This is a genomic window from Clavibacter lycopersici (assembly GCF_003576405.1).
GTDB lineage: Bacteria > Actinomycetota > Actinomycetes > Actinomycetales > Microbacteriaceae > Clavibacter > Clavibacter lycopersici.
On record NZ_QWGT01000067.1, the window covers coordinates 1 to 12469 of the forward strand.

At 74.0% G+C, this 12469-nt stretch carries 12 protein-coding genes and 1 tRNA gene; 9 read left to right on the plus strand and 4 right to left on the minus strand.

Going from position 1 to position 12469, the window contains the following annotated elements; translation table 11 throughout:
• The first annotated feature begins 823 nt into the window (after positions 1-823).
• Genes DZG00_RS17570 through DZG00_RS06585 form a run of 3 tightly spaced genes read left to right on the plus strand, consistent with a single transcriptional unit; the run spans position 824 to position 3533 of the window.
• Entirely contained in the window at positions 824-1645 is an 822-nt protein-coding gene (locus tag DZG00_RS17570) for an ABC transporter ATP-binding protein (RefSeq protein WP_119382846.1), read from the plus strand.
• The gene (locus DZG00_RS06580; protein ID WP_119382845.1) at positions 1621-3192 is read left to right on the plus strand and encodes an ABC transporter permease; all 1572 of its coding nucleotides are present in this window, start codon (positions 1621-1623) and stop codon (positions 3190-3192) included. Before DZG00_RS17570 ends, DZG00_RS06580 begins: the two co-directional genes overlap by 25 nt.
• Positions 3193-3245: 53 nt before the next feature.
• Positions 3246-3533 (plus strand): DUF3039 domain-containing protein, encoded by a 288-nt coding sequence (locus DZG00_RS06585; protein ID WP_086514608.1) that lies wholly within the window; start codon positions 3246-3248, stop codon positions 3531-3533.
• A 22-nt stretch (positions 3534-3555) separates the two neighbouring features.
• On the opposite strand, the gene DZG00_RS06590 is transcribed toward DZG00_RS06585, so the two are convergent.
• Positions 3556-4872 carry a nicotinate phosphoribosyltransferase gene (locus DZG00_RS06590; protein ID WP_119455478.1) on the minus strand — a complete coding sequence of 439 codons (1317 nt, stop codon included), beginning with the start codon at positions 4870-4872 and terminating at the stop codon, positions 3556-3558.
• Between the two features lie 91 nt (positions 4873-4963).
• Here DZG00_RS06590 and DZG00_RS06595 point away from each other — a divergent pair, with 91 nt between their 5' ends.
• The 5 genes from DZG00_RS06595 to DZG00_RS06615 all read left to right on the plus strand — a co-directional run bounded on the left by DZG00_RS06595 (position 4964) and on the right by DZG00_RS06615 (position 9744).
• Positions 4964-6427, plus strand: a complete 1464-nt coding sequence (locus DZG00_RS06595) for a cryptochrome/photolyase family protein (RefSeq protein ID WP_119381194.1) — start codon at positions 4964-4966, stop codon at positions 6425-6427.
• A 58-nt stretch (positions 6428-6485) separates the two neighbouring features.
• Positions 6486-7370, plus strand: a complete 885-nt coding sequence (gene murI, locus DZG00_RS06600) for a glutamate racemase (RefSeq protein WP_119381195.1) — start codon at positions 6486-6488, stop codon at positions 7368-7370.
• Positions 7371-7378: 8 nt separating this feature from the next.
• Entirely contained in the window at positions 7379-8116 is a 738-nt protein-coding gene (gene rph, locus DZG00_RS06605; RefSeq protein ID WP_119381196.1) for a ribonuclease PH, read from the plus strand.
• 11 nt (positions 8117-8127) lie between these two features.
• Positions 8128-8736, plus strand: a complete 609-nt coding sequence (rdgB, locus tag DZG00_RS06610) for an RdgB/HAM1 family non-canonical purine NTP pyrophosphatase (RefSeq protein WP_119381197.1) — start codon at positions 8128-8130, stop codon at positions 8734-8736.
• Positions 8737-8826: 90 nt separating this feature from the next.
• Positions 8827-9744: a cation diffusion facilitator family transporter gene (locus tag DZG00_RS06615; RefSeq protein WP_119381198.1), complete on the plus strand. Its 918-nt coding sequence runs from the start codon at positions 8827-8829 to the stop codon at positions 9742-9744.
• Positions 9745-9804: 60 nt separating this feature from the next.
• Here DZG00_RS06615 and DZG00_RS06620 read toward each other — a convergent pair whose 3' ends face one another.
• The 3 genes from DZG00_RS06620 to DZG00_RS06630 form a co-directional block, all read right to left on the minus strand.
• Complete coding sequence (locus DZG00_RS06620; protein WP_119381199.1) at positions 9805-10533, minus strand: DedA family protein; 729 nt, start codon at positions 10531-10533, stop codon at positions 9805-9807.
• Positions 10534-10659: 126 nt separating this feature from the next.
• Complete coding sequence (locus tag DZG00_RS06625) at positions 10660-11583, minus strand: pyridoxal-phosphate dependent enzyme (RefSeq protein WP_119381200.1); 924 nt, start codon at positions 11581-11583, stop codon at positions 10660-10662.
• A 64-nt stretch (positions 11584-11647) separates the two neighbouring features.
• A tRNA-Leu gene (locus DZG00_RS06630) sits at positions 11648-11732 on the minus strand.
• Positions 11733-11764: 32 nt separating this feature from the next.
• Here DZG00_RS06630 and DZG00_RS06635 point away from each other — a divergent pair.
• A partial coding sequence (locus DZG00_RS06635) for an FGGY family carbohydrate kinase (RefSeq protein WP_255414021.1) occupies positions 11765-12469 on the plus strand: 705 nt, incomplete at its 3' end.

Sequence of the window (12469 nt, forward strand, 5' to 3'; positions counted from 1 at the left end):
GGGGGAGAGCCCGGCGGCGGCATCGCGCCCGCCGCGCGTCCGCCGCCGCACCCGCGTGCAGCGTGCCGCCGGGAGCGCGGAGGCCGTCCCGGGTGCGGGGAGCGCCACCGGCTCGGATGCGATCGGGGAAGAGACCGCGTCGGGCCCGGCCGCGCCGCCCGTCGACGCGCCTGACGCCGCCGTCGATGGCGACGGCGTGACCGAGCCTCGTCATGACGGCCTGACCGAGCTCCGGGGCATGTTCTCCGGGTCCGACGAGGAGCCCGTGCGCGACGACGCCGAGGATCGCGGTGCGGTGCCGGAGGCTGACGACACGGCGGATCCCGAGCACGGTGCTCCTGCCCCCGCGGAGGACGTCGAGGCGGACCGCGCCGAGGACGTCGAGTCGGACGCGTCCGCGATCGTCGACGCGGAGAACGTGGACGATGCGCCCCAGGACGTCCTCGACGAGCCCGCGGCTGACACCGGGACGAGCGCCACGGCCCCGGCGCAGCGAGACGCAGACGCGACGGGCGAGACCGCGGCCGAGCCCGTCGACCTCTCGGCGGGCGAGCCCGAGCCCGAGGCCGAGCCCGAGCCCCAGCTCGAAGACGCGGACGGCGACGAGCCCGAAGCGGATGCGGCCGCGGAGATCGTCGGCGATGGCGAACAGGGCTCCGCATCCGAGGTGGGAGCCGGGGTGGCGATCGCGGGCGTGCAGGAGCCGGAGGACGAGGCGGCGCCGGGAACGCAGCCGGATCCCGCGCCCGCACCTCCCCGCGCCGTCACCGTGCGGACCGACAGCCTCACCGCGCCGCGCTCCACGCGACCCGGTCTGGCCGGAGTGGCGGAGACCGCCCTGACGCCCTCGGTCCGCGGCGACCGTGCCGCGGCTCCGGAGCTCGGGGACGACGTCCTCGTGATCGAGGGACTCACCAAGCGCTTCGACGAGAAGGTCGCCGTCGACGACATCGCGCTCACCGTCCGCGCCGGGTCCTTCTACGGCGTCGTCGGCCCGAACGGCGCGGGCAAGACCACGACCATGTCGATGGTCACCGGGCTCCTCCGGCCCGACGCGGGCACCGTCCACGTCAACGGGATCGACGTCTGGCGCGAGCCGCTCACGGCGAAGCGCAGCATCGGCGTGCTGCCGGACCGGCTCCGCCTCTTCGACCGCCTCACCGGTGCGCAGCTGCTGCACTACTCGGGCGCCCTCCGCGGACTCGACGACGCGGAGATCCGCAGCCGCTCGGCAGACCTCGTCGCCGCGTTCGGGCTCGAGGACGCCGTCGGGCGACTCGTCACCGACTACTCGGCGGGCATGACGAAGAAGGTCGCGCTCGCCTGCGCCATGATCCACTCGCCGCGCATGCTCGTCCTCGACGAGCCGTTCGAGTCCGTCGACCCGGTGTCGGCGGCCAACGTCGTCGAGATCCTGCAGGACTACGTGGCGCACGGCGGCACGGTGGTGCTGTCGAGCCACGGGATGGACTTCATCCAGCGCATCTGCGACCACGTCGCGATCATCGTCAACGGCAGGGTGCTCGCCGCGGGCACCATGGACGAGGTCCGCGCGGGCCGCTCGCTCGAGGAGCGCTTCGTCGCCCTCGCGGGCGGTCGACGCACGGCGGAGGGGTTCTCGTGGTTGCACTCGTTCTCCGACTGAGGCTCGCCCTCCTCGCCAACGCGTTCCGCCGCAGCCCCTGGCAGGTCCTCGGGCTCGTGGCCGCCGGCGTCTACGGGATCCTCGTCATGGTGCTGGCGGTCGGCGCGCTGGCCGGCCTCCGCGACGCCGACGTCGACTCCGCGCGCGACGTGGTCGTGGCGGGCGGCGCCCTCGTGGTCCTCGGGTCGCTCGTCGTCCCTCTCGTGCTCGGCTCCGAGGACGCCATGGATCCCCGCCGCTTCGCGCCCTACGGCATCGAGCCGCGGCGCCTCGCCCTCGCGCTCGGCGCGGCGGCCGTCGTCAGCGTCCCGGGCGCGATCCTCGTGGTCGTGGCGCTGACCACCGTGGTCACCTGGGCACGCGATCCGGTCACCTCCCTCGTCGCCGTGCTCGCCGCGATCGCTGCCGTCATCACGTGCGTGCTCGTCGCCCGGATCAGCACGGTCCTCGCGTCCGTCCTGCTCAGCACCCGCCGGGCACGTGAGGCCACGGGTCTCGCGGCCGGCCTCGTCGCCGTGCTGCTCGTGCCCGCGGTCGTCGCCCTCGCGCAGGCCGATCTCCTCGACGACGGGCTCCGTCCCGTGCGCGGCGTGCTCGGCGCGATCTCCTGGACCCCGCTCGGCGCGGCCTGGGCGGCTCCCGCCGCCGCAGTCTCGGGCGACGCGGGCGGAGCCGCCGGCATGCTCATCGTGGCCGTCGCCTCGGCGGCGGTGCTGGCCCTCGTCTGGATCCGCGTCGTGCCGTGGGCGCTCACCGCTCCCGACCGCACCGTGGGAGGCCGCGCCCAGACAGGTCTCGGCTGGTTCGGCCGCTTCGGAGCGTCGCCCGCGGGGGCGGTCGCCGCGCGCAGCGTCACCTACTGGATCCGCGACCCGCGCTACCGCGCCACGCTCGTGCTCATCCCGGTGCTCCCGCTCGTGCTGCTGATCCCGCTCGTGATCGTCGACGTGGACGCGCACGTCCTCGCTCTGGTGCCGCTCCCCGTGATGGCGCTGTTCCTCGGCTGGAGCGTGCACAACGACACCGCGCACGACCACACCGCGGTCTGGCTGCACGTGGTGTCGGGCATCCGCGGGGCCGCGGACCGCGTCGGCCGGCTCGTGCCCGTCCTCGCGATCGGCATCCCGCTCGTCGCGATCGGCGCGCCGCTCAGCGCGCTCGGCTTCGGCGACGGGTCCGTCCTGCCGTCCGTCATCGGCGTCAGCGGCGGCGTCCTGCTCGTCGGAGCCGGGCTCTCCTCGTTCTTCTCCGCGCGGTTCCCGTACCCCGCGTCGCGCCCCGGCGACAGCCCGTTCCACGCGCCGCAGACCGTGAGCGCCGGTGGATCCACCGTGCCCACGCTCACGTTCCTCGCCACGGTCGTGCTCGCGCTGCCGTCGGTCTGGCTCGGCTGGATGGGGCTCCTCCACGGCGGCGCGTACCCCGTCTGGTCGCTCGTCGTCGGGCTGGGCATCGGCGTCGTGACGCTCGCGGCGGGCGTCGTCGGCGGAGGCCGCGTCTTCGAGCGGCGCGGCCCCGAGCTCCTCGCCTTCGCGCAGCGCCACTGAGACCCCGGACCTGCGCCTGCGGTTCCCGCGCACGGGAAAAGTAGACTGGCCCCATGGTCATCCTCAGCATCGAACAGGACCCCGGCCGTCCCGCGCAGGGCGGCGGCACCGACACCCTCGACCGCGAGCTCGAGGAGCTCCTCGAGCAGGAGACGATCGAGCCCGGGGATCACGAGCGCTTCTCGCACTACGTGAAGAAGGACAAGATCCTCGAGTCCGCGATCAGCGGCAAGCCCGTGAAGGCGCTCTGCGGCAAGAAGTGGCTGCCCGGCCGCGACCCGGAGAAGTTCCCGGTCTGCCCCGACTGCAAGCGCATCTACGAGAACATGAAGCCCGAGTAGGACCCTCCCCGCGCGATCCGCGTCAGGCGGTCGTGCCCTCCTCGGTCGGGATCGCCGGGTCGCCCGCGCGCAGGCGGAACGCCTGCACGGGGAGGTCGCGCACGACGCGGGCGTGGTGCTCGCGCGCCGCGGCGGTGCCCTCGCGGCCGAGCCAGCGCGGATCCGGCTCTCCGCTCTCCGCCAGCGTGACGACGAGGTCGCGATCGCCGGGCAGCGGCTCCGGGTGCGGCCCGACGGTGACGAGCTCCGTGGTGGCGACGCCCGCGCCGTCGTGCCGCCGCAGCGCGCCCTTGAGGCCGCCGCGGCTCTGCTTGCCCGTCGACCTCTTGGCGACGGCCACCCACTCGCCGTCGCCGCCCGCCTCGCGGTGGGCGACGAGCTTGAAGACCATGCCGGCCGCCGGGGCGCCGGATCCGGTGACGAGCGAGGTCCCGACGCCGTAGGAGTCCACGGGCGACGCGGCGAGGCCGGCGATGCCGTGCTCGTCGAGGTCGTTCGTGACGGTGATCCGCGTCCCCGTGGCCCCGAGCGCGTCGAGCTGCGCGCGCACCTCGCCGACGAGCACCGGGAGGTCGCCCGAGTCGAGCCGGACGGCCCCGAGCCCGGTGCCGGCCACGCGGACCGCGGTCTCCACGCCCTGCCGCACGTCGTAGGTGTCCACGAGCAGGGTCGTGCCCGCGCCGAGCGCCTCGACCTGCGCCCGGAACGCCTGCTCCTCGGTGTCGTGCAGGAGCGTGAAGGAGTGGGCGGCGGTCCCCATCGTCGGCACGCCCCACGTGCGGCCCGCCTCGAGGTTCGAGGTCGCGCTGAAGCCCGCGATGAAGGCGGCGCGCGCGGCGGCGACGGCGGAGCGCTCACCCGTGCGACGGGATCCCATCTCGGCGAGCGGGCGGCCGCCCGCGACCTGGACCATGCGCGCCGCGGCGCTGGCGACCGCGGAGTCGTAGTTGAGGACGCTGAGCACGAGCGTCTCGAGGATCACGCCGTCGGCGAAGGGCGCCTCGACCGTGAGCAGCGGCGATCCGGGGAAGTACACCTCGCCCTCGCGGTAGCCGGTGATGCGGCCGCGGAAGCGGTAGTCGGCGAGCCAGGTGAGCGCCTCGTCGCCGACGATCCGCTCCGACCGCAGGTACTCGAGCTCGGCGTCGCCGAAGCGGAAGTCGCGGATGAGCTCCAGCAGGCGTCCCGTGCCCGCGACGACGCCGAAGCGCCGGCCGCTCGGGAGGCGCCGGGCGAAGCACTCGAACACGCACTCGCGGTCGTGGGTGCCGGCCTTGAGGGCTGCGTCGAGCATCGTCAGCTCGTACCGGTCGGTGAGGAGGGAGGTCGCCTGGGTCACCCGCCCAGCCTAGGGCGGCGTCCCGGCGGCGGTCCGATCCGCGTGGCGCACGGCCCGCGCCGGTGACGGGGGTCCGGCCTAGGGTCGAGCCATGCAGCGCACCCGATGGATCCTCGCCGACCAGCTGGGCGACCACTTCGACGACGGCGGGCCGATGCTGCTCATCGAGTCGCGGGGCCTGCTCGCGCGGCGGCCGTACCACCGGGCCAAGGCCCACCTCATCCTCTCCGGCATCCGGCACCGCGCCCGCGCTCTGGGCGACCGCGTCGAGTTCCACCAGGTGGAGCACTACCGGGACGTCGTCACGGGCCGGGACGACCTCGAGGTCATCGACCCGACATCCCGCGGACTCCGCCGCCTCGTCACGGAGATCGGCGCGGATGTGCTGCCGAGCCGCGGCTTCGTCACCAGCGAGCAGGAGTTCGCCGAGTGGATGGCGGGCCGCACGTCGAACCGCCTCGTCATGGAGGACTTCTACCGGTGGTCCCGCGCCCGCACCGGCATCCTCATGGACGGCGACGATCCCGTCGGCGGCCGGTGGAACTACGACCACGACAACCGCGAGCGCCCGCCGAAGGGCGCCGCCACCCTGGGGCTGCCCGAGCCGTGGTGGCCCGAGGAGGACGACATCGACGCCGAGGTCCGCGCCGACCTCGACGAGTGGGAGCGGAAGGGGCTCATGCGCTTCGTCGGAGAGGACGGTCCGCGTCGGTTCGCGGTCACTCCGGAGGAGGGGCGCCTGGCGCTCGACGACTTCGTGGCCAGCCGCCTCAACGACTTCGGCCCGTTCGAGGACGCGTCGCTGGCCGGCGACTGGACCATGGCGCACTCGCTCCTCAGCGCCACCATGAACATGGGCGTCCTGGATCCGGCGGACGTCATCGAGCGCATCACGGCCGAGCACGCCGCCGGGCGCGCGCCCATCCAGAGCGTCGAGGGCATCGTGCGGCAGATCATGGGCTGGCGCGACTACGTGTGGCACCTCTACTGGGCCTTCGAGGACGACTACACGACGCAGAACCGGCTCGCCGCGCGCCGAGGCGTGCCGACCGCGTTGCAGGAGCTCGACGCGTCCGGCATCGAGGCGGCCTGCCTCTCCCACGTGGTCGACAAGGTGCGCACGCACGGCTGGGCGCACCACATCGAGCGGCTCATGATCCTCGGCAACCTCGCCCTCCAGCGCGGCTACGACCCGCGGGCCATGAATGACTGGTTCATCGACTCGTTCGTCGACGGCACGCCGTGGGTCATGCCGGCCAACGTCGTCGGCATGGCGCTGCACGCCGACGGCGGCCGCATGGCGACGAAGCCGTACGCGGGCGGCGGCGCCTACATCGACCGCATGTCGGACCACTGCGGCGGCTGCCCGTTCGACCCGAAGGTGCGCGTCGGTCCCACGGCGTGCCCGTACACGGCCGGCTACTGGTGGTTCCTCGACCGCAACCAGGAGCGGCTCCGCGGCAACGCGCGCATGGCCCAGCCGCTCGCGGGGCTGAAGCGCCTGAAGGACCTGCCGGAGCTGGTCGCCCAGGAGGACGCGCGGCGCTCGCTGTGACGCCCGGGCGCGTGCCGCCGGCTCCGGCCGCGTCCGGGCCCGCCGGTAGGCTGGCGGGATGAGCGACGCGCCGATCGGGATCTTCGACTCCGGCGTCGGCGGACTCACGGTCGCCCGTGCGGTCGCCACCCTCCTGCCGCGCGAGTCCATCATCTACATCGGCGACACCGCGCACACGCCCTACGGCGACAAGCCCATCGCGGACGTCCGCCGCTACGCGCTCGCGGTGCTCGACGACCTGGTCGAGCGCGGCGTCAAGATGCTCGTCATCGCGTGCAACACGGCGTCCGCGGCGATGCTGCGCGACGCCCGCGAGCGCTACGACATCCCCGTGGTCGAGGTGATCCAGCCGGCCGTCCGCACGGCCGTGAGCGTCACGCGCAACCACCGGGTCGGCGTCATCGCCACGCACGCCACCGTCACGAGCCGCGCCTACGACGACGCGTTCGCCGCCGCGCCGCACCTCGAGCTGACCTCCGCGGAGGCGCCCCGCTTCGTCGAGTTCGTCGAGCGCGGCGAGACCTCCGGCCCCGAGCTGATGGCGGCCGCCGAGGAGTACCTGGCGCCCCTCCGCGCCGCGGGCGTGGACACGCTCGTGCTCGGCTGCACCCACTACCCGTTCCTCGAGGGCGCGATCTCGCTCCTCATGGGCCCCGACGTGACCCTCGTCTCCAGCGACACCGAGACCGCCAAGGACGTGTACCGGGAGCTCGTGTCCGCGGGCCTCGAGCGCCGCTCCGACGCGCCGCCCGTGATCCGCTACGAGGCCACCGGCGGCAGCGCGTCCGACTTCGAGACGCTCGCGCACCGCATGCTCGGCTCGGGCGTCACCCACGTGGAGCTCGTCGAGACGGGCGCCATCCCCCTTCCCCGCCGGACGCGACCGGATTCGGCGACGCCGTCGGACGCGCACGGCACCCCGTCCACCCCCGACCCGAGCTGAGGCCGCACATGACCGACGACACCCCCCGCCACGACGGCCGCGCCGCCGACCAGCTGCGCGAGATCACCATCGAGCGGAATTGGAGCGAGCAGGCCGAGGGATCCGCCCTCATCTCCTTCGGCCGCACGCGCGTGCTCTGCACCGCGTCGTTCACGAACCGGGTCCCGCGCTGGAAGGCCGGGAGCGGCCAGGGCTGGGTCACGGCCGAGTACGCGATGCTGCCGCGCGCCACGAACGAGCGCATGGACCGCGAGGCCGTCAAGGGCAAGGTCGGCGGTCGCACGCACGAGATCTCGCGCCTCATCGGCCGCAGCCTCCGCGCGGTCGTCGACATGAAGGCCCTCGGCGAGAACACGATCGTCATCGACTGCGACGTGCTCCAGGCGGACGGCGGCACGCGCACCGCCGCGATCACGGGCGCCTACGTCGCCCTCGCCGACGCGCTCGAGTGGGGCCGGGAGAAGAAGTTCATCGCGCAGCGCGCCACGCCGCTGAAGGACAGCGTCGCCGCGGTGTCGGTCGGCATCGTCGACGGGAAGCCCCTGCTCGACCTCGCCTACGTGGAGGACGTGCGCGCCGAGACCGACATGAACGTCGTGATGACGGGAAGCGGATCCTTCGTCGAGGTGCAGGGCACCGCCGAGGGCGCGCCGTTCGACCGCGCCGAGCTCGACGCCCTGCTCGACCTCGCGCTCGGCGGCGGCACCGCGCTCACCGCGCTGCAGGCGCAGGCGCTCGGGCGCTGAGGGGGACGCGCGTGATCCCGCTCGTGCTCGCCACCCACAACGCCCACAAGGTCGAGGAGCTGCGCCGGATCCTCGGTGCGCGCCTCGACGGCATAGACCTCGTCGCATACGACGGACCGGAGCCCGTGGAGGACGGCACGACCTTCGAGGAGAACGCGCTGATCAAGGCGCGTGCGGCCGCCCGGCACACGGGCCACGCCGCGCTGGCGGACGACTCCGGCATCGGCGTCGACGTCCTCGGCGGGGCGCCCGGGATCTTCTCGGCGCGCTGGTCGGGCCCGTCGCGCGACAGCCGCGAGAACCTCGAGCTCCTGCTCTGGCAGCTGTCCGACGTGCCGGACGCCCATCGCGGCGCCCGCTTCACGTGCGCGGCGGCCCTCGTCGTCCCCACCGCCGACGGGCTCGTCGAGCGCACCGCGGTCGGCGTGTGGGAGGGAGCCGTGCTCCGCGAGGTCGCGGGCGGGGGAGGCTTCGGCTACGACCCGATCTTCCGCCCGGTCACCGGCGGCGCGAGCGCCGCGGCCCTCAGCGCGGACGAGAAGAACCGCGTCAGCCACCGTGCGCTGGCGTTCGACGCGATCATGCCCGTGGTCAGGCGGGAGATGCTCGGCGAGGCCTGAGACGCCCTCCCGACCCTGCTGAGAGCGGGACTCGTTCCCGACTGCGGCGCCAGCTGGGTCCCCGGCCCCGCACGCCCGTACGGTGGTCGCATGGGCTCCGGATCGCACGACCACGGCGCGGCCACGACCGACCGTCGTCGCCTCGTCGTCGCCATCGCGATCACGGCCACGGTCCTCGTCGTCGAGGTCGTGGGCGCGCTCCTCTCCGGATCGCTCGCGCTCCTCGCCGACGCCGGCCACATGACCAGCGACCTGCTCGGCCTCGGCGTCGCCTTGGTCGCCACCCTCGTCGCCGCGCGCCCCGCGACCGACCGGCACACCTTCGGATTCCAGCGCGGTGAGGTGCTCGGCGCCCTCGTCAACGGCCTGATCCTCGCGGGCGTCGCCGTCTACGTCGCGGTGCAGGGCGTGCAGCGGCTGCTCGCGCCCGAGGGCCCCGAGGTAGATCCCGGGATCATGCTGCTCGCCGCCGGAATCGGCCTGGTCGCCAACATCGCGGCGCTGCTCGTGCTGCGCGGGGGAGCGGGGCGGTCGATCAACATGCGCGGCGCCTACCTCGAGGTGCTCGGCGACGCGTTCGGATCCGTCGCCACCATCGCCGCGGGCGTCGTCATCGCGGTCACCGGCTTCGCCCGCGCGGACGCCATCGCGTCGCTCGTGATCGCGGCGCTCATCGTGCCGCGTGCGGCCGTGCTGCTGCGCGACGTCGTGCGCGTGCTGAACGAGTCCACGCCGGTGGGCACCGAGCCCGAGCGGATCCGCGCGCACCTGCTCGAGACCCCTGGCGTCACCGCGGTGCACGACGTGCACGTGTGGGCGATCACCTCGGGTTCTCCCGTCTTCACCGCCCACGTCGTCGTGGAGCAGGAGGTCTTCCGCGACGGCCGCACGGGCGAGCTGCTCGACCGGCTGTCCGGGTGCCTCGACGACCACTTCGACGTCGAGCACAGCACGTTCCAGCTGGAGCCCGAGGAGCACGCCGGGCACGAGCACCGGCACCACGTCTGACCGGGCGGGTCCCCGAGCGGCCGCGGATCACGCGGCCCGAGCACGCCCGCGGGCGTCTCCTCAGCGGCGCGGGTCGTTCGACGGGTCCTGGTCGAAGTTCTCCGGTGCGAGCGCGAGGTCCTCGCCGTCGTGGCGGATGCCGGCCGCCTCCTCGTCGCGCGCGTGCTTGCGGGCGCGGAGGAAGTGGATCGCCGTGGGCACGAGCGTGACGACGACGGCGCCGAGGAGCACGTAGTCGATGTAGTGGGTGACGAAGTCGCGGATGGGCGGGAAGCCGTTGAGGAGGTGGCCCAGGAAGGTGAGGCCCGCGCCCCAGATGAGGGCGCCGACCGCGTTGTAGAAGGAGTACTTGCGGTAGTCCATGTGGCCGACCCCCGCGGCGATGGGCGCGAAGGTGCGGACGATGGGGACGAACCGCGCCGCGATGACGGCGAGCCCGCCGAAGCGCGCGAAGAACGCGTTGGTGCGCACGACGTTCTGCCGGCTGAAGATGCCCGAGTCCTTGCGCTCGAAGACCTTGGGCCCCGCCTTGTGCCCGATGAGGTAGCCGACCTCGCCGCCCGCGAACGCCGAGAAGGCGATCGCGAGGCAGACCCACCAGATGTCGATGCCGGTGATGCCGGGGAGCGTCAGCCCGGCGATGACGAGGAGCGTGTCACCGGGGAAGAGGAAGCCGAAGAGCAGGCCCGTCTCGGCGAAGATGATGAGGCAGATCCCGATGAGGGCGAATCCCCCGAACGACTCGATGAGGGTCGTCGAGTCGAGGAAGTCGAAGAGCTGGGGGTGCACGTGGGGCTCCAGTCGTGGTGGGTCGCGACGGATGAGCGGGGCGACCTGTGGCAGAGCACAGAGTATCGGCAGCCGCCGTCAGCGCGCCGAGTCCCGGACACCCCCGGTCGGGGGCCGCGGCGCAGGTCAGGCGCCGAGCTCGGCGTGGCCGAACAGACCCGGCACGCCGCCCGAGTGCCAGAGGACGACGCGGTCGTCCGGCCCGATGGATCCGTCGCGGACCGCGGCCGCCAGACCCGCCGCCGCCCGGGCCGTGTACGTGGGGTCGAGGAGGATCCCGGTCGTGCGCGCGACGAGCGCGAGCGCGGCGCGCGCCTCGTCGGTGAGGTGCGCGTAGCCGGGGCCGACACGGCGATCGTCGATGCGCAGGGCGTCCGCCCGGATCCGCGTGTCGCGCTCCGCGAGGAACCCCGCGACCACGGCGCGCGGCTCGGCGACGGCGCCGCAGTGCACGCCGAGGACGCGCTCCGGGCCCAGCGACTCGACGAGGCCGGCCATCGTGCCGCCGGAGCCGAGCGCGACGACCACGTGGTCGACCTCGCCGACCTGCCCGGTGAGCTCGTGCCCCGCGTCGACGAAGCCCTGCACCGAGTGCGCGTCCGACCCGCCGAACGCCACGCGGTGCACGCGCGTGCCAGCTGCCTCGAGCTCCGCGACGACGGACGCGGCGCGCGCCTCCGCGTCCTCGTCGCCCGACCACGCGATGCGCGCGCCGAACAGCCCGTCGAGCAGCACGTTGCCGCGCGCGGCCACCTCGTGGCCCTCGAGCACCAGCACGACGTCGAGGCCGAGCGACGCGCCGGCGGCCGCGGTCATGCGCGCGTGGTTGCTCTGCGCGGCGCCCGTCGTGACCACGGTGGTGGCCCCGCGCGCGACGGCCCGTCCGAGCGAGTGCTCGAGCTTGCGCGCCTTGTTCCCGCCGCCGCCCCAGCCGATGAGGTCGTCCCGCTTCATCAGGAGCTGCTCGGGGTGCAGTCCGAGCGCCTCGGCGAGGCGGGGGACCGGGTGCACGGGAGTCGGCTCGGTCCAGAGGCGGAGGCGTTCGTCCACTGCGTGCTCCTTGCTGCGGGGGGAGCGTCGCGGCGGACGGAGGCCCGTCCTGGGCCTGCGTCGCTGGTGCGGGAGAAGGGACTTGAACCCTCACGCTCGAAAGCACAGGAACCTAAATCCTGCGTGTCTACCGATTCCACCACTCCCGCCGGTGCGCGACCAGCTTAGGACGCCCCCTAATATGTTGATCGTGACAACGAAGACACTCGTAGCAGGCATCGACTCCTCCACGCAGAGCTGCAAGGTGGTCGTCCGCGACCTCGACACGGGCGCCCTGGTGCGCTCCGGGCGCGCGTCCCACCCCGACGGCACGGAGGTGGATCCCGCGCACTGGTGGGACGCGCTCCTCGCCGCCGTCGCCGACGCGGGCGGCCTCGACGACGTCGCCGCCATCTCGATCGGCGGCCAGCAGCACGGCATGGTCTGCCTCGACGAGCAGGGGGCGGTCGTCCGCGACGCGCTGCTCTGGAACGACACGCGATCCGCACAGGCCGCCGCCGACCTCCGCGACGAGCTGGGCGCCGACGCCTGGGCGAGCGCCACGGGCGTCGTCCCGGTCGCGTCCTTCACCGCCACCAAGCTCCGCTGGCTGCGCGACGCCGAACCCGAGAACGCCGCCCGCGTCGCCGCCGTCGCCCTCCCGCACGACTGGCTGACCTGGCGCCTCCTCGGCCACGGCGTCGGATCCCCGGACCTCGCCGCCCTCGCCACCGACCGCTCCGACGCGAGCGGCACCGCCTACTGGTCGAGCGTGACGGGGGAGTACCGCCTCGACCTGCTGGAGCGCGCCCTCGGCCGCGTCGTCGGCCTGCCCCGCGTGCTCGGCCCCGGCGAGTCCGCCGGCGTCACGGGCGACGGCATCCCCGGCGTCCCGGCCGGCGTCCCC

Bases quoted from the DNA above. Each gene is read 5' to 3' on its own strand.
- DZG00_RS06585 (WP_086514608.1), top strand. From the start codon at position 3,246: ATGGTCATCCTCAGCATCGAACAGGACCCCGGCCGTCCCGCGCAGGGC.
- DZG00_RS06595 (WP_119381194.1), top strand. From the start codon at position 4,964: ATGCAGCGCACCCGATGGATCCTCGCCGACCAGCTGGGCGACCACTTC.
- murI (WP_119381195.1), top strand. From the start codon at position 6,486: ATGAGCGACGCGCCGATCGGGATCTTCGACTCCGGCGTCGGCGGACTC.
- rph (WP_119381196.1), top strand. From the start codon at position 7,379: ATGACCGACGACACCCCCCGCCACGACGGCCGCGCCGCCGACCAGCTG.
- DZG00_RS06615 (WP_119381198.1), top strand. From the start codon at position 8,827: ATGGGCTCCGGATCGCACGACCACGGCGCGGCCACGACCGACCGTCGT.